This is a genomic window from Flavobacterium kochi (assembly GCF_048286715.1).
Taxonomy (GTDB): Bacteria; Bacteroidota; Bacteroidia; order Flavobacteriales; family Flavobacteriaceae; genus Flavobacterium.
Genome location: NZ_JBLVPW010000001.1, coordinates 573,098 through 596,516 on the forward strand (window position 1 = coordinate 573,098; position 23,419 = coordinate 596,516).

Below are 23,419 nucleotides of genomic sequence, written 5' to 3' on the forward strand. Positions count from 1 at the left end.
TTCAAAAACGTTATTCTTTCGTTATTTTATATAACCCGAAAAATCTTTATGCTCTTCTTTAGAAAGTTCTTCTTTTGACAATGATTTAAAATAGTCATAGGTAATTTTCATTCCTTCTGCACGATCCACTTTGGCTTCCCAACCCAACAACGTTCTTGCTTTTGTAATATCGGGTTGCCGTTGCAAAGGATCATTTATTGGCAAAGGAAAATAAACCACTTTCTGATTGGTTCCTGTTAGCTTTATAATTTCTTCCGCAAAATCTTTAATAGTAATTTCGTCCGGATTGCCAATATTTACAGGAAGGACATAATCAGAATGCAATAATCTAAAAATACCCTCCACCTGATCGTCAACATAACAAAAAGAACGCGTTTGCATTCCATCTCCAAAAATAGTTAAGTCTTCACCACGAAGCGCCTGACCTATAAATGCCGGAATAACTCTACCGTCATTGAGTCTCATTCTTGGACCATAAGTATTAAAAATTCGAACGATCCGAGTTTCTACTCCATGAAAAGTATGATACGCCATGGTTATCGATTCCTGAAAACGTTTGGCCTCATCATAAACCCCTCTTGGTCCTATAGTATTTACATTTCCATAGTACTCTTCGGTTTGCGGATGAACCAATGGATCTCCATACACTTCAGAAGTGGATGCAATAAGAATTCTGGCTTTTTTTACTCGTGCTAAACCTAAAAGATTATGTGTTCCAAGAGAACCCACTTTTAGCGTTTGTATTGGAATTTTTAAATAATCTATTGGACTTGCAGGCGATGCAAAATGCAAAATATAATCTAATTGACCCGGAACATGAACAAATTTGGTAATATCATGATGATAAAATTCGAAATGCTCCAGTTTGAACAAATGTTCTATATTTTTTAAATCTCCCGTAATGAGATTATCCATTCCAATGACAAAATAGCCTTCTTTAATAAAACGGTCACAAAGATGTGATCCTAAAAATCCAGCAGCTCCGGTGATAAGTATTCTTTTCATAAATCAATTTTACGATTGCAAGGTATAAATTATCAAGGAAACTATGGCGTTTTACTTGCTGCAGATTCAATAAATTTTAGATATAAATCTAACTACTATTAGTTAATGTGCTTCCGAAGAATTCATTTCCTCTCCCTATTGCTTCTCAAAAAAGAAGTATTGCTAGTTCTATTTTATCTATTTTTGTATAACTAAAAAACCTCTATTTTGAAAGTTGTCCATGTTGTCGAAGCGGTAGCCGGCGGAGTTCATACTTATTTCAAAGATCTATCCTTTTTTTTTGGAGATCATGAAGTAAATGCGACCATCGACACAACTATTATTTATAGTGGCAACCGAAAAGAAATTGATTCAAAAAAAATAAAAGAGGAATTTTCAAATGGTGTTTCGCTTATTGAAGTACCCATGGTTAGGAATTTTTCACCCATTAAAGATTTAAAATCAACAATAGCATTAGCGAAAGAACTCCGAAGGCTAAATCCCGATATTATTCATCTTCATTCTTCAAAAGCCGGAGTTCTGGGGAGATTTGCCTGTTTTCTGTTATTTAAAAAAAAGAAAGTGTTTTACACTCCTCATGGCTATTCTTTTCTTCGAACAGACATCTCAATTTGGAATAAAAAAATATACTGGATCATTGAAAAAAGCTTTCAGAAACTATTCGGAGGCAAAACGATTGCTTGCGGTGACACCGAATATGAAATTGCAAAAAAAATAGGAAAATCTTCTTTAGTAAGAAACGGTATTAACATTGAATACGTTACTAATAAGATAGCAGCATATAAAAATGAGGTCTTAACAATTGGGATAGTAGGACGCATCACTTTTGCAAGAAATCCAAAACTTTTCAATGCTATTGCCCTAAAGTTTCCGGATTTTAATTTTGTTTGGATTGGTGATGGTGAATTAGGACATGAAATAACTGCCCCAAATATCCGAATCACCGGTTGGTTCTTGGAAAGAGATAATGCCTTGAAAGAACTCAATGCTATTGATATTTACATTCAAACCTCGCTTTGGGAAGGATTACCCATTGCGGTCTTAGAAGCAATGGCAATGAAAAAGCCTGTCGTTGCAACCAATATAATCGGCAATAAAGATGTGGTATGTCATAATGAAACCGGATTTCTTTTTAATGAAATAGAGGAACTCGACAACTATTTCGAAATTCTTAAGGATGAAAAGACAAGAAAAATATTTGGAGAAAAAGCGTTAAAAAGATGCCATGATTTATTTGATAAAAACAAAAACTTTAAAAAACTAATTCCTCTTTACCAGCAGTAATTTTCTCCTGCAGCCAATAGCTTCCAAAAATCGAAAACCACAAACCACTAAATGTAATTCCATCAAAACGAAGCAAAAAATCATCTGTAAGATTTGAAGTAAAAAAGATAAAAAAGAAAGCAATAATAATTGCATTCTTTAAACTAAAACCTAAATAGCCAATCGAGAAAATGTACAAAAAAACTACTATTGGTCCCAAAATTCCATATTTTAATAAAAAATCAAGAAACTGATTGTGCGTGGGAAATTCATATTTGGCCAAAAAATGTTGATTCGTTTGCTTGTAATAATTGACTAATTCAGGTTTTCCGTCAGAAGCCCCAACTCCAAAAGGAAGGTTTTTTAACGAAAGTTCCCATGCTGATTTCCAAATGGAAACACGGGTAACAAATGAATTAAATACTTTTATTTCAGGATTTTCTATGGCATCAAGTTTCCCGATTTTATCCATATATGCAAATGTGACCGCTGTGTATTTCTCTTTCATATAAGGGTTTTTTTGGACAAACAGCAAAAAGATGCTACCCAATAAAACCAATCCGACAGCTGCTATTCCAATACCCTTTTTAAAATTATATTTTTGGATAACCTGATAGAAAAAAACCAAACCAAAACCAATTAGCATATTAAACAAGGCCATCCGAGTATTCACAAAAAGAACAAAGAAGAATGACAGTCCAAAAATGGTGCAATTGACAATTTTAATGAGGACCCCTTTTCTTTCCCGAAAAGCATTAAAAACAAAATAAAGATTAATAACAGCCACAAAGGACAAATGCATGTTGAGCGCCGGTGCGTGAATTCCGATGCTATTTGAAAACTCGTATCCCATTTCCCATAAATCAATTCCATTGAGATATTTATTCATTAAATCCGTAGCTATGACCGTAAAACGGATAAAGAAAAAAAGCATAATGCCTGTTGTAAGAAATGAATACAATTGTATCAGTTTAAAGAATTTAATTCGCTGGAAATTACCCAAAATGAACAATGGAAAAATAAACAAGGAAATGCTTTTTTCTATAGATTTTATTCCCATTAAATAAGAATCATTGTTCCAGAAAAGCAAAATTTCCAATAGTAATGGTGAAGCAATAACTGCTCCCAGCAACAACGATGTTTGGGTAAACTTTAATTTTTTTAGAAAGAATAAATTAAATACCGCAAAAAGAATAATTAACCAGGTACATGGTTTTCTAAAAATCATTGCAGTTGCAATAAAAAAAAGAAAGCCATTAAATATTTTGTTGAAGTTCTTTTCTGAAATATTCATAATATAAAGCATAATAAATTAGAGGAAAAACTCCTATTTTATGACGTGTTGCAGTACCTAAATCCGGTTCAAAAATACCTTGCACTATAAAATACGAAAATAAAATAAGTAAGGTCCAAAGTAAATATCGATATTTTTTCCGGTCAGTCAGACAACGAGAAAAACGCACAAAAAGAATATAGAACAGTAGAATTTGCCAAATTATAAAAGCAATAATTTGAGGTGAAAAAATATGTTTAAATCCTTCCAAAGGAATATTAACCGCAAAAAAACCATATACAATTCCAACAGTTTCTCCATACCAGGTGTCAGTTTTAATGGGCGAAATGATTATTGAATTGGCATCTTTAGAATTCATTCGGTCTCTATTTACTACATCACGGGAACTTTCTGATAAATACTTGCCTTTTACAACGCCAGCACTTAATGATATAAAAATTGCCATTAACAATCCATAAAAAACAGCGGAAAGCGCTCTGTTTTGAAAATCAATTAAGGTTACAAAATACATCCCAATGGCTATTATTGGAATCAGTAAAAAGTAGAAACGAAAAAAAACGCCAAAAAAAGCCACGATCATTAAAGTTATAATAACCTTGTATTTTGATGGTATCCTCGCAGAATGAAAGACAAATGGAATGATTGCCAAATAAATAAAAGTTATAAACTCCTTTGACGGCATAGCCATAAAAATGGCTATCATAAAAAACCCAATATATACCAAAACGTTTTTTACATTTATTTTATGAAAATTGGTCGGCACTCCAATTTTATAAAGAAGATAAATTAGGATTGGATATTGTATCAATGCAACTAAAAAATAGGGCAGAAATTTCAATCCTGTGATTTTATAAAATAAGATCGCAGCCGAATAACTTCCTGTAATTCCTATTTCATTGTATTGATGTAACACAATCGTTTTGGCATCATAAAAAAATTTGGCAGGTAAAACAAAAGAAGACGCCATTGCAATACATAAATTTGCAATAAACAAACCCATAAAAAAAGCCGTTTTCTTCTTGACTAAAATTTGCATTTCGTTTTTTATTGGACTAATGATTTATATAATAGAATGTGTTTGTCCACCATAGACTGTATGTCGTTTTTCTTAACCCTTTCTTTACAGGAAGACACAATCTCTTGATAATATTCCTGATTATTTAGCAATTTGTCAACATGCATGGCAAGTTCTTTTGCATTTCCTTTTTCGAATAAAATACCTGCATCTTTAACAACATCCGATACCCCGGGAACATCTGACGCTATTAAGGGTTTTCCCGCTGCCATTGCTTCTAATGCAGCCAAAGGAAATCCTTCATGATTGGTACTTAAAATTGAAATGTCAGCCGTTTTTAATAATTGAGGCACATCCATCCGCACTCCCAAAAATAAAACACGCTCTGATAAGTCAAGCTGTTGAACCAGATCTTCACAATTTTTTTTTAAATCGCCGTCACCTACTAATACTAACTTTACCTGCTGTGGTAAATATTGCAATGCCCTGATTGCTGTTTCTTGATCTTTTTGTATGCTAAACCTTGAAACCTGAATTAATAAAATGTCTTGCGATGTAAATGAATCCGAAATGTTATTTTTAGAATACGATTCTGCAGCATATATGTTTTCTAAATCAATACCATTTTCAATTACAACAAACGTTGATTTTACCTGACCGGTATATTTTTGTATTATTTGATAAACCTCTTCTCTTACACAAACCACTTTATCATAAAACCGATACATCAATTTATCGATTTTACTTATCAAATAGCTTTTCATCCGAGGACTGGTAGTATTATGCTCTGACAATATTAATTTAGCCTTAGAAAAAGAAATTATTTTCGCCAGTGCCACCCAATATTGTGAAGGAAATAAATGTACCTGAACAATGTCGTATTTCCTTAAAAAAGGAATTAACCTTACAACATGAATCGGATTATAAATTGACCCCGAACCTAGCGAATGAATTGTACAACAACCGGTTTCTTTTAAAGCTTTCATAAACGGATATTCTTTATCATTCAAAACCAGGAGGTCCATTTCAATTCCTTTTTTTCTATACAAAGGCAAGGCATCCAGTAGCAGTTTTTCTGCTCCTCCTGAACCCATATTGCCTATTATTTGTACTATTTTCATCGCATATTGGTTTACAAACAAATACCTTTCTAAATAAAAATTTAATTTTTAAAATACCTAATTCAAATAAACTTTCACTTTGTCTTTGTAATAAATGACAACCGTGGAAATAAAATTCCAGAAAAACGAACTTGCTACAAATGCAATTGCCGCTCCCGTCATTCCGTATTCGGGTATTAAAAGCCTGTTTAAAACAAAATTAATGAGTACCGCAACAACAAGTATTACTTGAAAAATATGTTGTCTTCCCGTCATGTTTAAATAAACGGATGCTGAACCAAAAGCAGAACAAATTCCCTGTCCTACTATCAAAATAAGCAATGCGTCTTTTGCCGCGACATAATCTTTACCAAAAAAACTCAAAATATATTCTGAAAAAACACCTATCAATACTGTCGCGGGCAATGTTAAGATAAAAATTAATCGAGAACTGTTTTTTACTATTTTATTTAATTCTACATTGTTTTTAATCGAAAAGTATTCTGCTATTCTTGCAGAAGCTGTAATATTAACCGTAACGATTACCATTGATAAAATTGTCATTAACTTCACTGCTAATGAATAAAAAGCAACCGTTGCATCGTCTCTGTATTTTTTCAAAAACATAATATCAAAACTCATCAATAAAAACAAAGCCATTCCGCTTATGGCAATGGGATAAGATTTAACGACTATTTCTTTATAAGTAATAGGCTCTATAGTATTGGTTTTTTCTTTGCCAAAATAATTAAAAACCAAAACTGAAGTAATTATGGCAAGAATCACAAAACCGATAAGAAAAACATCCACTAAATAAATTTCTTTTTTGATGTAAAACAATAAAATTGCACCACAAATCAAAGGAATGTATTTGATGGTATTTCTAAAGAGTTCCGCAACATACAAACGATCCAGTGCTCGAAAAACTTCTGTATTTAATGTTGTTAAAGCCGAAAAAAACAAAATACCCGATGCTTTAAAAAGAATCAAATGAGTTCCTTGATCAGAAAAAAAAGTATCAATAAAATCTTTGTTAGTTCCTAAAACGATTAAAAATAAAAGTATCGCCATTAAAAATAGTATTCCGACCATTTTTATATAAATCACCTTTAAGGCATATAAAGCATTTGCACCTTTTAATCTCCCCCTAAAATATAAAATGGATTGGTCACAACCCAATAAGCATATACTGCCTATTACCAACAAAAAAGAACGAACAAAATCATATTGTCCGACGATTTCCGGGCTAAAATTATTTGTCAGAAATAAAGTAAATCCAAACAAAATTAGCACTCCCAAAACTCTCAAAATTAATGTGTTTAAACTTTGTAGAATAAAAGGATTACTATTAATTTTTTGAAGATAGTCTGTGAATATTTTTAACATATTAATTTCTAATAATCTATTCTATATTCGTTAAATAAACTAACGACTGAGTGGCTATCTTTGTTAAAATCAGGGGTAATCGTACCTGTTTTTGCACCTACTTTATATGTTTTGCTGCTCCTTTAAAGATTGTTTTCTATAAAATGAAATGAAAAAACTTATGAAAATGAACCCAATAATTAAAGCCGCCGGCAATAGAAACTTAAGCTTGTCATTTATGGATTTAGTGTTTTTGATATTCATTATAACCGTACAATCTTTTATTATTTTATCTGAGTTAAACAACTGTATTTTCAATGTTCCAATATCCTTAGTTAAGGAATCCTTGGTCTTTATAATGTCATTTAATTGTGTGTTTTCATTATAATAAATCAGTTTATCACTTTTTTGGCGATTGCCATTAGCACCTGAATACTCATTCAATATCCCATCAATTTGACCAATAATCCCTTCTTTAGCTTTTATTTTTTGTTGCATATTACTAATAGAAATTTTTTGAATTTCTGTAAAATAAGGGCTTTTATTTAAATAGTTTAATAGGGGCTGAACCGTATTTTTGGGGTTTGTTATCGCTTTTGTCGAAACAATAATAGTATGAAAATTATAGTTTTTACTTGTAGTGGTTTCTTTTACTACAGACTTCAAGTCGCCATTTTCGGCCATTAATTGCAACAATTCTAAATTTAATCCATTATTGTTGATAAACTTATATACATCTACAATAGGCTCAATTGTGATCTTATTAATTTCTTTTGAATCTTGAATACCTATTGATTTAAAAAAAACGGTGTCTTTTTCTGCAATTTTAGCTGCTAATAAATCAATCTTTGAATATAAATAATCTGTTGATTTAAAATTTGGTGCAACTATAATGTGATCTTCATACGTTTTTTGTGTTTGGTCTAAAAATATTCCTAAACCCACTCCAACTACCAACAAAATTGAAACTACCATCACATTTTTTACAAAAAACTGAATGCATCTGAATAAAAAGGTATTAAATCTTTGAAAAAGATTTCTAATTTTCTTCGGAATTTGCGACAAATCAATCTCCTGATCCTCTAGTGTATTGGGTACGTTTTTATTCATTCTAGTGTTGTCTTATTTTGCGTTGAAAATTTGTTCCAATATCTTAATGGTAATCAAATAAGTAGGTTTTACACCTGAAGTTCCCAGTCCGCCCGAAGCTAATGTACTTCCCGTTTCCAATGGATTATCCGAAGCGTAATAAGCATATCTTACTTTAACATCCAAAGGAACGCTTTTTCTTATTTTGGACGCGGATTGAATGGCTTTTTGATAATAAGAACCTTCCATTTCTAAACCAATAATCCCCCAAGTCGATTCGTGAAAGAATTTTAACAAATCCCTGTTTTGCAATGATGTTCCCAATACAGTAACCATTGGTCCGGCAAAAACCCCAATACCATTCCCTTCAAACATCTCGGCCGACAATTCATTATGGAAAAAATAATTATCTGCCGTTCCTTCATTGATGTGCGCATTCGGAATCATAATATCTCCTTTTCCGCCTTCCAAAATTCCAGCTTTTCCCATTATAGAAACCGATTCGACATTCAATAATGTCTCTTTTTTATACGGTTTTAATAATTCGTCAATAGTTTCATACGCCTGCTCGCCAAAAGCATAATCCATCACAATTAAAACCGGTTTTTCATCTGCAATACTTGCTTTTGGAAATGAGGTTATAGCCCAGTCTATTTTGGCTGTATCAAAAATTTGCACATCTATATTGGTTCCTGAAGTATCCGGTAATGAAATCATTCCGTATTTCAATGCAACATCTTCCACCTGATTGCGAACTTCATAAGCACTAGATCTGCTCAATTCTTCATAAATAAAGAAATCTGATTTGTCTTTGAACTTCGTTTTCAAAACCGGTGTTGCAAAAATAGAATTCATTACACTGTGCATATTGGCACTAATCACATGAATGGGACGGTCCAAAAGCTGATGTTCTTTTAAAACTTCCTTGATGTTAGTTGCCCAGATTTCACCATGAATATGATGCCCTAGCCGTTCCCTCAAAATAGGACTGAAGGTTATGGTCCTTTTATTATTGTCAACAACTTCTTCAATTGCTAATTTCCCCAGCCAAAAGATGACATGCAAGAAACGATCTGGCGAAGTTACCGACCCAAAAGCATCATATATATCTAAGACTTCCTCAAATGTTCTTCCCAGAATATTTGAGGCATGTGAAATCGCTTTCTCCTTTTCGACAAGAGTCAGTTTTTTATTTTGAGAAACCGCTTGTTCCAGTTTGAACCAATCACGCGAAACTTCACCCGCATCATCAAGCAAAACCCTATTTCTTATTTTATGGGATTCGATAAAAATGAACGTTAAATGCGTCAAAATATCATAAATGTCAGAACGTCCGCGAGTAATCTCCACATTCATTTGTTCCTCGTCAATGCGGTAACAATTACGGCGCCTTTTTGGTGGAACAATCGCTTGAAAATGAGATTTAGAATACCCTTCATCCGAAGTTAAATTGATAAACCTGCATTCCTCAATTCCCGTAGGAAGCCGTTCTATAACGTACAGAAGTCCATTTAACTCTACTTTCTCTTCAGCAATATTACCATAAATTTCCGGACGTAAAGCCAATAAAGCTTCTCTCAAAGTATCCCCTGAAACACCCATTGGTTTATAAAATCCTCTATTGAATAAATGACGCATCGTGATGTACATTTTTTCAATAGCTGCCGATGATTCCTGCGCTCTGGATCTTGATATATGTTTGGTATCTTTCATTGTATTCTATTTTCTAAAACTCAAATGTAAACTTTTTATTTTTTGTTTAATAAATCCGCAATGCTTCTATCATTAGAAAGTCTTGGTATTTTATTTTGCCCGCCCAGTTTACCTATCGATTTCATATAATCCTGAAACCCGTTTTTGGCCACTTTTGTAATCACAACTTTTCGCAATACGTGTCCAGCGATCAGATCGTCGTAATATACGTTTTGCTTTCTCATGGCATTGTCTATCGCTTCGGCAAAAGTTACGTTGTCCTCCGGTTCATTCTCAAATTCAATGAACCATTCGTGATACGGTAGCCCTTCCGTTGGTGTGATCTGTGGTGCTACTGTAAATTCATTTACCCGAATGTTTGTGCCCCTAACCGCTTCCTGCAATGCACTTTCCACTTCTTTTGCAATGACATGTTCACCAAAAGCCGAAATGTAATGTTTGATTCTTCCTGACACAATCACACGATAGGGTTTTAGTGAAGTAAACTGAACGGTATCGCCAATATTATAACCCCAGAGTCCAGCATTGGTAGAAATAATTAAAACATAATTCACGTTTAATTCTACCTCGCCAATGGTATAGCGTCTGGGTTTTTCAGTATAAAATTCATCTGACTTTATAAATTCATAGAAAATTCCAGCATTCAAAAGCAGCAACATTCCTTTTTCCTTTTGAGAATCCTGGTAGGCAAAAAACCCTTCCGAAGCTGGAAATAACTCAATACTATTTACTTTTCTGCCAATTAAATTTTCAAATTTGGCGCGATACGGTTCATAATTAACTCCTCCATAGATAAACAAATTGAAATTTTTAAAAATTTCACCTACCGGCTTCCCTCCTTTTTGCTGCAATTTTTCAAAGTACATTTGCACCCAGGATGGAATTCCTGATATCACCGTCATGTTTTCGTTGAATGTCTCTCCGACAATAGCATTTACTTTGGTTTCCCAATCTTCAATGCAATTGGTTTCCCAAGAAGGCATACGGTTTTTTTGCAGGTATTTTGGAACAAAATGAGCTACAATTCCAGATAACCGACCCAGCTTAATACCGCACTTTTCTTCTAGAATTGGGCTCCCTTGCAGGAAAATCATTTTTCCGTCAATAAAATCCGCTTTTCCTGTTTCATGAATATAATGCAAAATTGCATTTCGAGCCGCTTCAATATGAAATGGCATGGATTCCCTGGTCAATGGAATATATTTAGCTCCAGAAGTTGTTCCCGATGTTTTTGCAAAATACAATGGCTTCCCTTTCCAAAGAATATTTTCCTCCCCTTTTACAACCCGATCAACATATGGTTTTAACGCTTCATAATCCCTAACTGGAACCTGCTGAGCGAAATCAGCACTTGATTTTATACTATCAAAATGATGATCAAGTCCAAATTGAGTCTCTTTAGCTTCTTTGATTAATTGTTGTAAAACTTTGTTTTGGGTTGCAACAGGATTATTGGCCCAAGCCTGAGTTTTTTTATAAATTTTAAGTGCAAATAGTTTTGCTGCAACTGATTTTATTGACATTTTCTGGATTTGTTCTTTATAAAGATAAAAGGAATGTGAATTTTTACTTTGATTTTTTGGAAATCGTTTCTTTTTCTTCTTTCGCCACTTGTTCTCTTAATTCCATTTCCCTTTTTGAAGCAGATAAATTTACCGGAGGTTGAACTCCTTCAGTTGCTGCAAGGATGGAATCTTTATTGAATTTTGCATATTCCAGTTCACCCATTAATACTTTTTGAATGGATTTGATATAGGCTTCATTTTTCTTCAAAGCAAAAGACAAAGAATCTGCTTTTAAAGCCAATTGCGTGGCATCTTTTTTAAGTTTAGAAGAAGAATATCCTGGAATAAATTCGCGTAAAGGGGTAAAAGCAATGATAAAAGTAGTAATCGTTATAATAATTATTGTACTCAAAGTAACAAATACAAAAACATTCATTAGCGTAAGTTTTAAAGAAAAAGTTTCCTCAAAAGTATCTTCGTTTAGAATTATTAAACGTCTTTTATTGAATAAATTTTCTTTAAGTTTTTTTCGTTTCTGTCTTTTCCCGGACATACAATTTGATTATTGAACAAATATAATCAATTTATAGTTTGGATTGTATTTGTGCCCCTTTGATCCTGCTTTATGAAATTGTAAATTTGATTTAATAAATTTTTAACGTTATTGAAACCAAATAATTGCCTTAAAATGAATTCATATCAAGTTATTCTAATTACCTTTGTAGACAGTTTTATTACAAATTTGCTTCGGCAATAAATTATTCAATCATGGGAAGATTAGGTGTTACAGAAATCCTTGTTATATTGGCCGTTGTTTTATTGCTTTTTGGAGGTAAAAAAATTCCAGAATTAATGAAAGGTTTAGGAAGTGGAATTAAAGAATTCAAAAACGCTGCTAAAGACGATCAGACAGCTGATAAAAAAGAAGAAGAAACAAAATAAAAAAAAGGCTTTTCATAATTTGAAAAGCCTTTTTTTTATTGCGATTATATAATCATTGTCAACTGAATACGTTTTCTATCTTCATCAACTTCCGTTACTTTTACCTGAACGTGTTGGTGCAATTTTACTACTTCATTTACATCACTTACAAAACCTGCTTTAAGTTGTGATATGTGAACCAAGCCGCTTTCTTTTACTCCAATATCAACAAAACAACCAAAATTGGTAATGTTATTCACAATTCCCGGCAAAATCATTCCTGTTTTTACGTCTTTTATGGTTTTTACATTGGGATCGAATTCAAATACTTTGGCGGATTTTCTTGGATCTAATCCTGGTTTTTCAAGTTCTTTGATAATGTCTTTTAAACCTAGCAAACCTATTTCCGGGGTAATGTAATGCTCTGGTTTTATTAAAGCCGTTTTTTCTTTGTTGCCAATCAAATCATGCACGGTCAATTTCAAATCTTTTGCCATTTTTTCCACAATTCCGTAGGCTTCCGGGTGTACTGCCGAGTTATCCAATGGATTTTTCGCATTTGAAATTCGAATAAAAGCAACCCCTTGTTGGTATGCCTTTTCTCCTAATCTCGGTACTTTTTTGAGTTGTTTTCGGTCTTGAAAAGGACCGTTTTCAGAACGATACTGCACAATATTTTCGGCTAGCTTCTCTCCTATACCACTCACATAACTCAACAAGTGTTTACTCGCCGTGTTGATATTTATCCCAACTGAATTCACGCAGCGGATTACTGTGTTATCCAATTCTTCTTTTAACTTATTTTGGTCAACATCGTGTTGGTATTGGCCTACGCCAATGGCTTTAGGGTCAATTTTCACCAATTCAGCCAATGGATCGCTCAATCGTCGCCCGATTGAAACCGAACCGCGAACCGTAACATCATAATCAGGAAACTCCTCTCTTGCAATTTTTGATGCGGAATAAACGGATGCTCCGGCCTCAGAAACGATAAAAACCTGAACCGGTTTGTCAAAAGCTATTTTCTTTATAAAGAATTCCGTTTCTCGAGAAGCCGTTCCGTTTCCTATGGAAATCGCATCAATTTTATAAGAATTGACCATCGAACGAATTTTTTTCATCGCCATCGCTTCCTCTTTTTGAGGCGCATGCGGATAAATGGTCTCATTGTACAACAAATCTCCTTTTTCATCCAGACAAACGATTTTACAACCACTCCTGAATCCTGGATCAATCGCCAGAATTCGTTTTTCACCCAAAGGCGGTGCTAACAATAACTGGCCCAGATTATTCGCGAAAACCTGTATAGAATTGGCATCAGCCTTGGTTTTTGCTTCTTGCAAAGCTTCATTTGAAATGGCAGGATTTAATAATCTTTTAAAACTATCCTCAATTGCCAATTGCATATGAGGCGTCGTGCTATTTTCGCTTTTTAAAATCAATTCATCAATAATATCATAGGCTTCATCGGTATCAACTTCGATTTTCATTTTCACAAAACCTTCATTTTCTGCACGAAGCATGGCCAATAAACGATGCGACGGCGTTTTGCTTAATGGTTCTGACCAATCAAAATACTGATCAAATTTTTGTGCTTTCTCATCCTCTTTTTTGGTTTTGACAACCTTTGTGGTAATTGTAGCTTTTCGCTGATACAATCTTCGGAGTTGTTTTCGAACATAAATATTTTCATTAATCCATTCCGCAATAATGTCTCTGGCTCCTTGAAGTGCATCTTCTTCATTAATCACATTATCATTCAAATATTGTGTTGCAATAAAATCGATAGAATCATTATTTTGTGCCATGATGATTTTTGCCAAAGGCTCTAATCCTTTTTCACGAGCAACATCGGCTTTGGTTTTTTTCTTCTTTTTAAAAGGTAGGTAAAAATCTTCCAGTTCCTGCAAATCAAAACTTTGTTGGATTTTTTTTTCTAATTCCGGCGCAAGTGCATTTTGTTCTTCGATGGATTTTAGAATTGCTTCTTTGCGTTTTACAATCACTTCATATTCTTTTTGAAGCTTTGCAATTTGTTCTATTTGTACTTCGTCAAGATTTCCAGTTGCGTCTTTTCGATAACGGGAAATAAACGGAATTGTACAATCCTCTTGTAATAATTTAACGGTATTCTGAATATTAATTGTTGCTGTTGCAACAGTTTTAGCTATAAATTGTATATTAGTCATCCTGTAATTAGATAATTTTAAATGTTTTAACTTGAACAATGTTTAATTAGAAAAAAATGAAATTGCCTAATTAATTTTTAGCTAAAATAAAAGCTTTAAACTTGAAATTTATATCAATTATGACTTTATTATATAGTTTTTTAACCTTGAATATTTTAGCCTTTGTAATTACCGCTTATGATAAACGATTGGCAATTGCCCATAAAAAAAGGATTTCGGAAGAAACCCTTTTAACATTTGTTGCTATTGGCGGCACAATTGGTTCGGCATTAGCCATGTATCTTTTTAATCATAAAACTTCTAAAAAATACTATCTTTTAAAGTTTTACAGGATTGCAATTATCCAAATTGTAATTGCTGTTGGATTATTTTATTTTTATGAAAAGATCTTTATATAAAATAATTACTAACAGCTAATTTTATCCACTCTTGTTTGATGTCTTCCACCTTCAAATTCTGTGTTCAAAAACGTTTCCACCATTTCTACAGCCTGTGGGATTGAAGTATAACGTGCGGGGATACTGATAATATTAGCATCATTATGTTGACGGGCCAATACTGCAATTTCTTTCATCCAACATAAAGCAGCACGTACTTTAGACTGTTTATTTACCGTCATTGAAATTCCGTTACCACTTCCGCAAATAACAATTCCAAAATCAGCTTTTCCTTCCGAAACATCTATAGCAACCGGACGTCCAAAATCAGGATAATCTACGCTATCTGCTGAATCAGTTCCATAATTGGTTACTTCATGTCCTTTTGCTTTAAGCATTTCAACTATTGCTTTTTTGTATTCTGGTCCAGCGTGATCGTTTCCTATGGATATTTTCATTTTTACTATATTAAGTTGTGTGCTGCAAATTTAAATAAAGAAATTTAGTTTTATTGAATTTAAATCCCGCTTTCTTCAATAGAATAATTCAATTCAAATAAGTCATTAAAGAATTAAAGTAAATTATGATTCTATAACTATCAGATTGTTATTTGGTTATACCTTTATTAACAATTCTAATAAATCCATAACTAGCTGTAAATCAATATATATTTCATATTCAAAATGTTAATTTTTTACATTGTTAATAGCTAAACGCAATTGCTTGATATTCAGTTAACTTTAAATTAACATATTATGTTCATAACTTTGGATAGAATATTAGAAGTTTATTTTGCTTCTATTTAAAAAATAAGTAATCCAAAACCCACATTAGAAATCCAAATTTTATTTGCTCATTTTTTAGAATAGTTATCATTATAAAAAAACAGTTTATTAACAAAAATCTAAAAAGTACTTATTTACAAAATCAATTCTATTTGAATTATTAACCATTGTTAATTAAAATTACAAAACACTTTAAAACTAATCCCTTACCTTAAAATAGCATTGTTGATAAGTCGGTATAACAACTTTAAACTTCATTTCAATACCTTTTAAAATAAATTTATTGTAACTATTAACAAGCTATAATAACAACCAAAAAATAATTTAAATTTAATTTTTCTTTTTGTTTATATTAATATATGTTGACAACTTTGAAAAATAAAAATTTAAAATTGAATTAAACAATGGTTAGATTGTTATTCAAATGATCTAGAATTTCCTGAACCTTTTCAAAATCGTTCAAATGTACTTTTAACTTAATTCCGCCTAAAGCATTCGAATAAAAAGGAGCAACGGATAAAGTCATTTCATTTTCAAAAAAATAAACAATTCCTTCCTGATCTAAAATATGCTTCAGAACTACAATTTCATGTGAATAATTAAAAATTGCAATTGTTTGAAAATCTTCCATTTTAATTGTTTTTATAAAGATACAACTATTCTGTAAAGTTATATTTTCTTTAAAACTGCTAACCGTCTATTGATAACGATTAACTATTTCGTAATTTTATGCGCTATAAGAAAAGATGTATGAGTAAAAGATTAAGAAAGCCGATTAAGAAAGAGAAAGATTTCTCTGATAAAATATTAAAAATATTGTCGCAAAGTGCTAATAAAGCATTCAATTATAAACAAATAGGAGCTAATCTGGAGCTCGATGATACCCAAAGCAGAAATCAAATTATTAAAGATTTGAAGATTCTGGCTTCTCAAAATAAAATTATAGAATCTGAACCGGGGAAATATTTAGTAAAAGCGGTAAGCAAAGACTATTACGAAGGTAAGATTGATATGACCGGACGTAAAACTGCTTATTTTGTTTGTGCAGATTTAGAAGAAGATGTCTTCATTCCTACCAATAATTTAAATCACGCTTTAGATAAAGACATTGTAAAAGTATATGTTTACAATCGAAGAAAATGGAAAAGACCTGAAGGTGAAGTGATTGAAGTAATTGAAAGAAATAAAACTGATTTTGTTGGTGTTATTGATATTCAGAAAAACTTCTCTTTTGTTTCTACAGCCAATCCAAAAATGTACACGGATATTTTTATTCCAAAAGATAAAATAGGAGAGGCAGAGCAAGGAGATGTTGTTTTGGTTCATATCGAAGATTGGCCAGAGCGAGCAGACAGTCCTTTTGGAAAAGTAATAAAAGTTTTGGGAAAACCAGGAGAACATGATACAGAAATTCACGCTATTCTTGCCGAATATGGATTGCCAGCTGAATTCCCCATAGAAGTGGAAACCTATGCCCAGAAAATAGATACATCGATAGAAGCAAGTGAAATTGCCAAACGTCGAGACATGCGTGACACGTTGACTTTTACGATCGATCCAAAAGATGCCAAAGATTTTGATGATGCCTTATCATTCAAAAAATTAGAAAATGGCAATTACGAAATTGGTATTCATATTGCCGATGTTTCCTATTATCTTGAGGAAGGAACAATTTTGGATGATGAAGCATATCAAAGAGCTACGTCAGTATATTTAGTGGATAGAGTAGTGCCAATGTTACCGGAAGTATTATCAAATTTTGCTTGTTCGTTGCGTCCAAATGAAGAAAAATATACGTTTTCGGCTATTTTTGAAATTACAGAAACTTCACAAGTCGTTAATCAATGGTTTGGCAGAACTGTAATTTTTTCAGATCAGAGATTTTCTTATGAAGAAGCGCAATATATTATAGAAACGAAGGACGATGTTATTCCGGAAGAAATTTCAATAACTGGAAGTTCATATCAAGTTTCCTCAACAATTGTATCAGCTACCTTAAAACTCGATGAATTAGCTAAAATTTTCAGAAAAAGGAGAATGGCCGAAGGGGCAATTTCTTTTGATAAAGTAGAAGTGAAATTTAATTTAGATGCAGCAGGTGAACCTCAGGGAGTTTATTTTAAAGTTTCAAAAGATGCCAATCATCTGATTGAAGAATTCATGCTTTTGGCTAATAAAAAAGTAGCTGAATTCATTGGAAAACAAAAGAAAACTTTTATTTACAGGATCCATGATGAACCAAATGAAGATAAGTTAATTGCCATGCAAACGGTAATTGGAAAGTTTGGTTACAAAATTGATTTTAGAAATAAAGGAGATATTTCTAAATCGTTGAATGCTTTGATGGAAGAAGTGAATGGAAAAAAAGAGCAAAACTTAATTGATACTTTGGCTATTAGAAGTATGAGTAAAGCAAAGTATTCCACTGATAACATAGGACATTACGGTTTGGCATTTGATTATTATTCCCATTTTACATCGCCGATTCGTCGTTATCCGGACGTAATGGTACATCGATTGTTGCAGTATTATCTGGATGGAGGAAAATCAGTTGATGAAGAAACGTATGAAACGAAGTGTTTGCATTCTTCAACGATGGAAGGTTTAGCTACAAATGCGGAACGAGATTCTATTAAATACATGCAGGTAAAATACATGCAGGATCATCAGGATCAGGAATTTTTAGGCGTAATTTCTGGTGTGACTGAATGGGGAATTTATGTAGAAATTATAGAGAATAAATGTGAAGGCATGTGTAGAATCCGAGATATAAAAGACGATTATTACACCTTTGATGAAAAACAATATGCACTGACTGGCGCAACTTCTGGTAAATTATTACAATTAGGAGATGAAATTTACGTTAAAGTAAAAAATGCTGATTTAGTTAAAAAACAACTGGATTTTAATTTTTTAAGAAGAATTGAAGAACCAATAAAATAAAAAAATGAAAAAATTAGTGATTATTACGCTTGTATTTTTAAGCCAAATGGTAAATGCCCAGGTAACAAGAAATTTGGGAGATTTTGATGAAGTAAAAGTATTTGATAAGATTAATGTAAAATTAATTCCAGCTTCAGAAAATAAGGTTGTTATCACCGGAGACAGAGCAGATGAAGTCGAAACGGTTAATAAAAATGGAGAATTAAAAATAAGAATGCCATTTCCACAATTATTATCAGGTAATAACATTGTAGTAAAATTGTATTTTAATACTATTGAAAGTATCGCTGCAAGTGAAGGAAGTTCTGTGTCAAGTGAAGCAGATTTCAAACAAACGATATTGAATTTAAATGCAAAATCAGGTGCGGAGATAAAAGTGGATATCAATGTAGAAAAAGTGAATATAAAAGCAAGTGCAGGTGGAATCGTTATTGTATCAGGTAAAGCTACAAATCAGGATGTAGTTATTATTTCTGGCGGAATTCTTAAAGCAAAGGATTTACATACCACACAAACATCAATAAGCGTTGCTGCAGGAGGAAAATCTGAAATTTATGCAACTACATTAGTGGATGCAAAAGTGAAGGCAGGAGGCTCTATTTACATTTATGGAAAACCAAAACAAATTAATAAAGAAGTTTTCATTGGTGGTACAATCATAGAAAAATAATAGTTTTGCACTTCTATTCTGATAAATTTTAATTTTTAATGATAAACGATATTTTATCCGGTATTCCGTGGGGAATTTTTTTAAGTTTTATGGTTGGTCCCGTATTTTTTATATTACTTGAAACGAGTATTATAAAAGGATTTAGAGCGGCTTTAGTTTTTGATTTAGGAGTTGTTTTAGGGGACATTGTTTTTATTGCGATTGCTTACTTAGGAAGTTACAGATTAATTCAAAGTTTAAAAGATAAACCTGCTCTTTTTATTTTTGGAGGAATATTGATGTTAGTTTATGGTATAATTTCTTTTGTCAGGTTAAAAAAAGAAGAAAAAATAAATACTGAAGCGATAGATAATGAAATTATCAGAAAGAATTATATAAGTCTTTTTATAAAAGGATTTTTCTTAAATATCATTAATATTGGCGTTTTAGGATTTTGGTTAGCCATTATTATTTCGGTAGGACCAAAATTAGAAATGCAAACTTCCAGAATGATTACTTTTTTTAGTAGTGTAATCCTATCTTATTTACTGATTGATTGTATTAAAATAGTATTGGCCAAACAGCTAAAAACAAAATTGACTCCAATTAATATTCTTAAAATTAAGAAAGGAATCAGTATCGTTATGATGATTTTCGGTATAGTTTTGATCACACAAGGATGGTTTCCAAAAGAAAAAGAAATGGTTAAAAATGCATTTGATAAAATTGAGAAATAAAAAATTGTAATTGTTGTTTTCCTTTATTAATATAGTAAAAGCCTTGATTCCATATCTTTAGAATCAAGGCTTTTTTTGTATTGAATATATTTTGGTATCTAATTATTAAAAAAAAGTAAGCATAAAAAAACCTCCAAATTACTTTGAAGGTTTTAGAGGCATCGTCCGGATTCGAACCGGAGTAGGAGCTTTTGCAGAGCCCAGCCTAGCCGCTCGGCCACGACGCCCTAGTTGAACGGATGGCAAAAGTAATAAATTATTTTTAATTAAAATTCAAAAATAGTAATCAATTTCTAGATTCTTCCATTTCTATTGTAACCGCTTCAACATCACCACCAATAGGAGGGTTTAATTTTGAAACACCTAGAATAACTCTTGAAATGGCTGGAACTTCTTTCAAAATTCTAGCGATTATACGTTGTGCAACATGTTCCAATAAGTTGGCTCTGATAGCCATTTCTTCAACTACAATTTGGTTTAATAATACATAATCAACCGTATCCGCCAAGTGGTCGGTAATTGAAGATTTTCTTAAATCTGTTTTTACTTTTAAATCAACTGAATAATCAGAACCAATTTTTCCTTCTTCAATCAAACAACCATGATAGGAGTAGGTTCTGATATTTTTTAGTTTTATAAATCCCATTTTTTAATTTTTTATTCAAAGTTTTTTAGGTTTAAAGCTATCTCTGGTAACTTTAAACAGTAAACTTTAAACCATTTATTTATCTTTGCTAAAATTAAACAAAAAAATGTCAACCGAAGAAAAATCACTCCATTTTATAGAACAAATCATTGAAGACAGTTTATCCCATGGTTTTCCAAAAGATAAATTACGTTTTCGTTTTCCGCCGGAGCCTAATGGGTATTTACACATTGGTCACGCCAAATCTATTTGCTTAAATTTTGGTTTAGGATTAAAGTACAATGCGCCGGTTAATTTGCGTTTTGATGATACTAATCCAGCCAAAGAAGAGCAGGAATACGTAGATGCAATCAAAGAAGATTTGAAGTGGTTGGGTTTTAATTGGACTGAGGAACTGTATTCTTCTGATTATTTTCAGCAGTTATACAAATGGGCGGTTGCCATGATTGAAAATGGTAAAGCGTATGTAGACAGCCAATCTTCTGAAGACATGGCTGCTCAAAAAGGTACGCCAACTCAAGCTGGAGTTGATGGCCCGTACAGAAACCGTTCAGTGGAAGAAAATCTTACTTTATTCGAAGGAATGAAAAACGGAGATTTCCCCGAAGGAAGCCATGTTTTGCGTGCTAAGATTGACATGTCATCAACCAATATGTTGATGCGTGATCCGTTGATGTATCGTATTTTACACCGTCATCATCACAGAACAGGAAATGATTGGAATATTTATCCAATGTATGATTATGCACACGGGGAAAGTGATTATATAGAGCAAATTTCACATTCTATTTGTACACTTGAATTTGTGATGCACCGCGAATTATATGATTGGTTTTTAGATCAGATTTACGATGAAAATAAAGTAAGACCACATCAACATGAATTTGCTCGTTTGAACTTGAATTACACTGTAATGAGCAAGAGAAAACTCTTGCAATTGGTTCAGGAAAACATTGTAAATGGTTGGGACGACCCAAGAATGCCAACTATTTCAGGATTGAGAAGAAGAGGATATACAGCCAATTCTATTCGTAAATTTTGTGATATAATCGGTGTTGCTAAAAGAGAAAATATTATTGATTATTCACTTTTAGAATTTTGTTTACGGGAAGATTTAAATAAAACTGCTCCAAGAGTTATGGCGGTTTTAGATCCTGTGAAATTGGTTATTATAAATTATCCTGAAGATACAGAAGAATGGTTAGAAGCGGAAAATAATCAAGAAGATGAAAGTGCAGGATTTAGAAAAGTTCCTTTTTCAAAGGAGTTATTTATTGAAAGAGAAGACTTTTTAGAAGCAGCTCCGGCCAAATTTTTTCGATTGAGTTTAGGGAGGGAGGTACGTTTAAAAAACGCCTATATCATTAAAGGAGAAAGTATTGTAAAAGATGTTGCCGGAAATATTACTGAAATTCACGTGACTTATGACGAAAACAGTCGAAGTGGAAGTGGGAGTGAAGCCAGTCAAAGAAAAGTAGCCGGGACCTTGCATTGGGTTTCTATACAACATGCTATAGCAGCGGAAGTTCGTTTGTATGATCGTTTGTTTATTGATCAGGCACCAGACAGTCATAAGGAGAAAAATTTCTTGGAGTTTATGAATCCTGATTCTTTACAAATTGTAAAAGGATTTGTTGAACCAAGTTTAGCAACTGTTACGGCAGGAGAGAAATTTCAGTTTCAACGTTTGGGTTATTTCAATGTTGATAAAGATACGACAGCAGATAAAATTGTCTTTAATAAAACCGTAGGATTAAAAGATGCGTGGGAAGAAAAAGGCAAAAAAGAAGAAAATTTATTGATGAATACACAAAAGGAAATCAATAAATATGTAAAAGAAAAAGAGGAAAACGATGCCAATTTAATATTGAATACTGTTATTGAGAATATAAAAAGTATTGATAACTACAGTTTAATTATTCAAACTATTGTAAAAAATATTAAAAATGACAATAACTCATTGCTGTTTTCTAATTTGATTTTACATTATTCTGATAAAGTAAAAGTGAAAGATATCGAAGAAGAGTCTTTGACAAAATTATATACGATGTCATTAAAAAGTCAAATGGCTGCAGTTAGAATTTTGGCTATTCAGAATTTGCAAAATGATTTGAATAATTTCAGTCTTTTCGAAACTCAACTTTCAGAATTAAAAAAGAATGAAAAAACAGAAAAAGTTCTGGAATTATTGAATGAACTAAAATTTTAGAACTAAATCTTCTTTATAGATTTTAATGATTAAAAGCGCCTTGTAAAAGGCGCTTTTTTTATTATAATAAATTAGTATTAAAATTTAAATTACTATAGTTTTTATTAATTAAAAACGACTTAAATAAAGTAGTTTTAAAACCTGTTTTTTGGTTTTAATAGTTCTAGTATACTTCTTATAAATTTATTTTAATAGCGGGCTTTATTTCGTTTTTTGGCCTTGTTTAAAATAAATTAACTGCTTGTTAACAGCGATATGTTAATAAAATTCGTAATTTTAGATTATTAACAATCAAAAATGGAATATCATGTCAAATAACGCAGGAAATACATTAATAGCTTTATTAACTGGAGCTGCCATTGGAGCTGGGATAGGAATTTTGTTTGCTCCTGACAAAGGTTCCAAAACAAGAAGAAAATTTAAAGATGGATATGATGACGCCAAAAAAGATTTAAAAGATAAATTCGAAAGTGCTTCAGATGAATTAAAACATAAATGGTTCTTCGCCTAAATTAGTGGAAAGTCAAAAAATGACCTAATTTTAGGGCATGGAATTAGACGGATTGGGAGTTTTGTTAGGAGTTAAATCTCCATGGGTTTTAAAAAAGATAGAT

21 protein-coding genes and 1 tRNA gene are annotated in these 23,419 nt (G+C 32.2%); 8 read left to right on the forward strand and 14 right to left on the reverse strand.

Annotation, left to right across the window (positions count from 1 at the left end; translation table 11 throughout):
* Nucleotides 1–21 precede the first annotated feature (21 nt).
* The gene (locus ACNQGH_RS02430; protein WP_417954378.1) at nt 22–1,005 is read right to left on the reverse strand and encodes a UDP-glucuronic acid decarboxylase family protein; all 984 of its coding nucleotides are present in this window, start codon (nt 1,003–1,005) and stop codon (nt 22–24) included.
* A gap of 207 nt (nt 1,006–1,212) precedes the next feature.
* Between ACNQGH_RS02430 and ACNQGH_RS02435 the strand changes: the two genes are divergently transcribed.
* On the forward strand, nt 1,213–2,289 hold the full coding sequence (locus ACNQGH_RS02435) for a glycosyltransferase (RefSeq protein ID WP_417954379.1): 1,077 nt from the start codon (nt 1,213–1,215) through the stop codon (nt 2,287–2,289).
* On the opposite strand, the gene ACNQGH_RS02440 is transcribed toward ACNQGH_RS02435, so the two are convergent.
* From ACNQGH_RS02440 to ACNQGH_RS02475, 8 genes are all read right to left on the reverse strand, one after another.
* A complete protein-coding gene (locus tag ACNQGH_RS02440) occupies nt 2,258–3,562 on the reverse strand; it encodes an O-antigen ligase family protein (RefSeq protein ID WP_417954380.1) in 1,305 nt (434 codons plus the stop codon). The genes ACNQGH_RS02435 and ACNQGH_RS02440 overlap by 32 nt on opposite strands.
* A complete protein-coding gene (locus tag ACNQGH_RS02445; protein ID WP_417954381.1) occupies nt 3,525–4,598 on the reverse strand; it encodes a hypothetical protein in 1,074 nt (357 codons plus the stop codon). The genes ACNQGH_RS02440 and ACNQGH_RS02445 overlap by 38 nt, the downstream gene beginning before the upstream one ends.
* Nucleotides 4,599–4,606: 8 nt before the next feature.
* Nucleotides 4,607–5,698, reverse strand: coding sequence for a glycosyltransferase (locus ACNQGH_RS02450; RefSeq protein ID WP_417954382.1), 1,092 nt, complete (start codon nt 5,696–5,698; stop codon nt 4,607–4,609).
* A 57-nt stretch (nt 5,699–5,755) separates the two neighbouring features.
* Nucleotides 5,756–6,976, reverse strand: a complete 1,221-nt coding sequence (locus ACNQGH_RS02455; RefSeq protein WP_417954383.1) for an MATE family efflux transporter — start codon at nt 6,974–6,976, stop codon at nt 5,756–5,758.
* A gap of 189 nt (nt 6,977–7,165) precedes the next feature.
* Nucleotides 7,166–8,152, reverse strand: a complete 987-nt coding sequence (locus tag ACNQGH_RS02460; RefSeq protein WP_417954384.1) for a hypothetical protein — start codon at nt 8,150–8,152, stop codon at nt 7,166–7,168.
* 12 nt (nt 8,153–8,164) lie between these two features.
* The gene (locus ACNQGH_RS02465) at nt 8,165–9,844 is read right to left on the reverse strand and encodes a DUF6909 family protein (protein WP_417954385.1); all 1,680 of its coding nucleotides are present in this window, start codon (nt 9,842–9,844) and stop codon (nt 8,165–8,167) included.
* A 35-nt stretch (nt 9,845–9,879) separates the two neighbouring features.
* Nucleotides 9,880–11,367, reverse strand: coding sequence for a GH3 auxin-responsive promoter family protein (locus ACNQGH_RS02470; protein ID WP_417954386.1), 1,488 nt, complete (start codon nt 11,365–11,367; stop codon nt 9,880–9,882).
* A gap of 43 nt (nt 11,368–11,410) precedes the next feature.
* On the reverse strand, nt 11,411–11,902 hold the full coding sequence (locus tag ACNQGH_RS02475) for a peptidase (protein WP_417954387.1): 492 nt from the start codon (nt 11,900–11,902) through the stop codon (nt 11,411–11,413).
* A gap of 215 nt (nt 11,903–12,117) precedes the next feature.
* On the opposite strand from ACNQGH_RS02475, the gene tatA reads away from it, so the two are divergent.
* The gene (tatA, locus tag ACNQGH_RS02480; RefSeq protein ID WP_417954388.1) at nt 12,118–12,291 is read left to right on the forward strand and encodes a twin-arginine translocase TatA/TatE family subunit; all 174 of its coding nucleotides are present in this window, start codon (nt 12,118–12,120) and stop codon (nt 12,289–12,291) included.
* A 44-nt stretch (nt 12,292–12,335) separates the two neighbouring features.
* On the opposite strand, the gene ACNQGH_RS02485 is transcribed toward tatA, so the two are convergent.
* A complete protein-coding gene (locus ACNQGH_RS02485) occupies nt 12,336–14,459 on the reverse strand; it encodes a Tex family protein (RefSeq protein WP_417954389.1) in 2,124 nt (707 codons plus the stop codon).
* A 119-nt stretch (nt 14,460–14,578) separates the two neighbouring features.
* Here ACNQGH_RS02485 and ACNQGH_RS02490 point away from each other — a divergent pair, with 119 nt between their 5' ends.
* A complete protein-coding gene (locus tag ACNQGH_RS02490; protein ID WP_417954390.1) occupies nt 14,579–14,857 on the forward strand; it encodes a DUF1294 domain-containing protein in 279 nt (92 codons plus the stop codon).
* An 8-nt stretch (nt 14,858–14,865) separates the two neighbouring features.
* Here ACNQGH_RS02490 and rpiB read toward each other — a convergent pair whose 3' ends face one another.
* Both rpiB and ACNQGH_RS02500 read right to left on the reverse strand, forming a co-directional pair.
* Entirely contained in the window at nt 14,866–15,294 is a 429-nt protein-coding gene (gene rpiB, locus ACNQGH_RS02495; protein WP_417954391.1) for a ribose 5-phosphate isomerase B, read from the reverse strand.
* A gap of 724 nt (nt 15,295–16,018) precedes the next feature.
* Nucleotides 16,019–16,252, reverse strand: coding sequence for a DUF2007 domain-containing protein (locus ACNQGH_RS02500; protein WP_417954392.1), 234 nt, complete (start codon nt 16,250–16,252; stop codon nt 16,019–16,021).
* Nucleotides 16,253–16,371: 119 nt separating this feature from the next.
* Here ACNQGH_RS02500 and rnr point away from each other — a divergent pair, with 119 nt between their 5' ends.
* From rnr to ACNQGH_RS02515, 3 genes are read left to right on the forward strand one after another with little or no spacing between them, the layout of a single operon-like run.
* Nucleotides 16,372–18,564, forward strand: a complete 2,193-nt coding sequence (gene rnr, locus ACNQGH_RS02505; RefSeq protein WP_417954393.1) for a ribonuclease R — start codon at nt 16,372–16,374, stop codon at nt 18,562–18,564.
* A 4-nt stretch (nt 18,565–18,568) separates the two neighbouring features.
* Entirely contained in the window at nt 18,569–19,234 is a 666-nt protein-coding gene (locus tag ACNQGH_RS02510) for a head GIN domain-containing protein (RefSeq protein ID WP_417954394.1), read from the forward strand.
* 38 nt (nt 19,235–19,272) lie between these two features.
* Nucleotides 19,273–19,950 (forward strand): LysE family translocator, encoded by a 678-nt coding sequence (locus ACNQGH_RS02515; RefSeq protein ID WP_417954395.1) that lies wholly within the window; start codon nt 19,273–19,275, stop codon nt 19,948–19,950.
* A gap of 156 nt (nt 19,951–20,106) precedes the next feature.
* On the opposite strand, the gene ACNQGH_RS02520 is transcribed toward ACNQGH_RS02515, so the two are convergent.
* Both ACNQGH_RS02520 and folB read right to left on the reverse strand, forming a co-directional pair.
* Nucleotides 20,107–20,177 (reverse strand) — tRNA-Cys (locus ACNQGH_RS02520).
* A 59-nt stretch (nt 20,178–20,236) separates the two neighbouring features.
* Nucleotides 20,237–20,596: a dihydroneopterin aldolase gene (gene folB, locus ACNQGH_RS02525; protein ID WP_417954396.1), complete on the reverse strand. Its 360-nt coding sequence runs from the start codon at nt 20,594–20,596 to the stop codon at nt 20,237–20,239.
* 106 nt (nt 20,597–20,702) lie between these two features.
* Here folB and ACNQGH_RS02530 point away from each other — a divergent pair, with 106 nt between their 5' ends.
* The gene (locus ACNQGH_RS02530) at nt 20,703–22,805 is read left to right on the forward strand and encodes a glutamine--tRNA ligase/YqeY domain fusion protein (protein WP_417954397.1); all 2,103 of its coding nucleotides are present in this window, start codon (nt 20,703–20,705) and stop codon (nt 22,803–22,805) included.
* A 307-nt stretch (nt 22,806–23,112) separates the two neighbouring features.
* On the forward strand, nt 23,113–23,316 hold the full coding sequence (locus ACNQGH_RS02535; protein WP_417954398.1) for a YtxH domain-containing protein: 204 nt from the start codon (nt 23,113–23,115) through the stop codon (nt 23,314–23,316).
* Nucleotides 23,317–23,419 lie beyond the last annotated feature (103 nt).

What these genes read in the sequence shown, in the direction of transcription:
- rpiB (WP_417954391.1), bottom strand. Translation starts at nt 15,294, where the DNA reads ATGAAAATATCCATAGGAAACGATCACGCTGGACCAGAATACAAAAAA.
- ACNQGH_RS02490 (WP_417954390.1), top strand. Translation starts at nt 14,579, where the DNA reads ATGACTTTATTATATAGTTTTTTAACCTTGAATATTTTAGCCTTTGTA.
- rnr (WP_417954393.1), top strand. Translation starts at nt 16,372, where the DNA reads ATGAGTAAAAGATTAAGAAAGCCGATTAAGAAAGAGAAAGATTTCTCT.
- ACNQGH_RS02510 (WP_417954394.1), top strand. Translation starts at nt 18,569, where the DNA reads ATGAAAAAATTAGTGATTATTACGCTTGTATTTTTAAGCCAAATGGTA.
- ACNQGH_RS02500 (WP_417954392.1), bottom strand. Translation starts at nt 16,252, where the DNA reads ATGGAAGATTTTCAAACAATTGCAATTTTTAATTATTCACATGAAATT.
- ACNQGH_RS02485 (WP_417954389.1), bottom strand. Translation starts at nt 14,459, where the DNA reads ATGACTAATATACAATTTATAGCTAAAACTGTTGCAACAGCAACAATT.
- ACNQGH_RS02530 (WP_417954397.1), top strand. Translation starts at nt 20,703, where the DNA reads ATGTCAACCGAAGAAAAATCACTCCATTTTATAGAACAAATCATTGAA.
- ACNQGH_RS02465 (WP_417954385.1), bottom strand. Translation starts at nt 9,844, where the DNA reads ATGAAAGATACCAAACATATATCAAGATCCAGAGCGCAGGAATCATCG.
- ACNQGH_RS02445 (WP_417954381.1), bottom strand. Translation starts at nt 4,598, where the DNA reads ATGCAAATTTTAGTCAAGAAGAAAACGGCTTTTTTTATGGGTTTGTTT.
- tatA (WP_417954388.1), top strand. Translation starts at nt 12,118, where the DNA reads ATGGGAAGATTAGGTGTTACAGAAATCCTTGTTATATTGGCCGTTGTT.
- folB (WP_417954396.1), bottom strand. Translation starts at nt 20,596, where the DNA reads ATGGGATTTATAAAACTAAAAAATATCAGAACCTACTCCTATCATGGT.
- ACNQGH_RS02470 (WP_417954386.1), bottom strand. Translation starts at nt 11,367, where the DNA reads ATGTCAATAAAATCAGTTGCAGCAAAACTATTTGCACTTAAAATTTAT.
- ACNQGH_RS02430 (WP_417954378.1), bottom strand. Translation starts at nt 1,005, where the DNA reads ATGAAAAGAATACTTATCACCGGAGCTGCTGGATTTTTAGGATCACAT.
- ACNQGH_RS02475 (WP_417954387.1), bottom strand. Translation starts at nt 11,902, where the DNA reads ATGTCCGGGAAAAGACAGAAACGAAAAAAACTTAAAGAAAATTTATTC.
- ACNQGH_RS02450 (WP_417954382.1), bottom strand. Translation starts at nt 5,698, where the DNA reads ATGAAAATAGTACAAATAATAGGCAATATGGGTTCAGGAGGAGCAGAA.
- ACNQGH_RS02460 (WP_417954384.1), bottom strand. Translation starts at nt 8,152, where the DNA reads ATGAATAAAAACGTACCCAATACACTAGAGGATCAGGAGATTGATTTG.
- ACNQGH_RS02440 (WP_417954380.1), bottom strand. Translation starts at nt 3,562, where the DNA reads ATGAATATTTCAGAAAAGAACTTCAACAAAATATTTAATGGCTTTCTT.
- ACNQGH_RS02535 (WP_417954398.1), top strand. Translation starts at nt 23,113, where the DNA reads ATGTCAAATAACGCAGGAAATACATTAATAGCTTTATTAACTGGAGCT.
- ACNQGH_RS02515 (WP_417954395.1), top strand. Translation starts at nt 19,273, where the DNA reads ATGATAAACGATATTTTATCCGGTATTCCGTGGGGAATTTTTTTAAGT.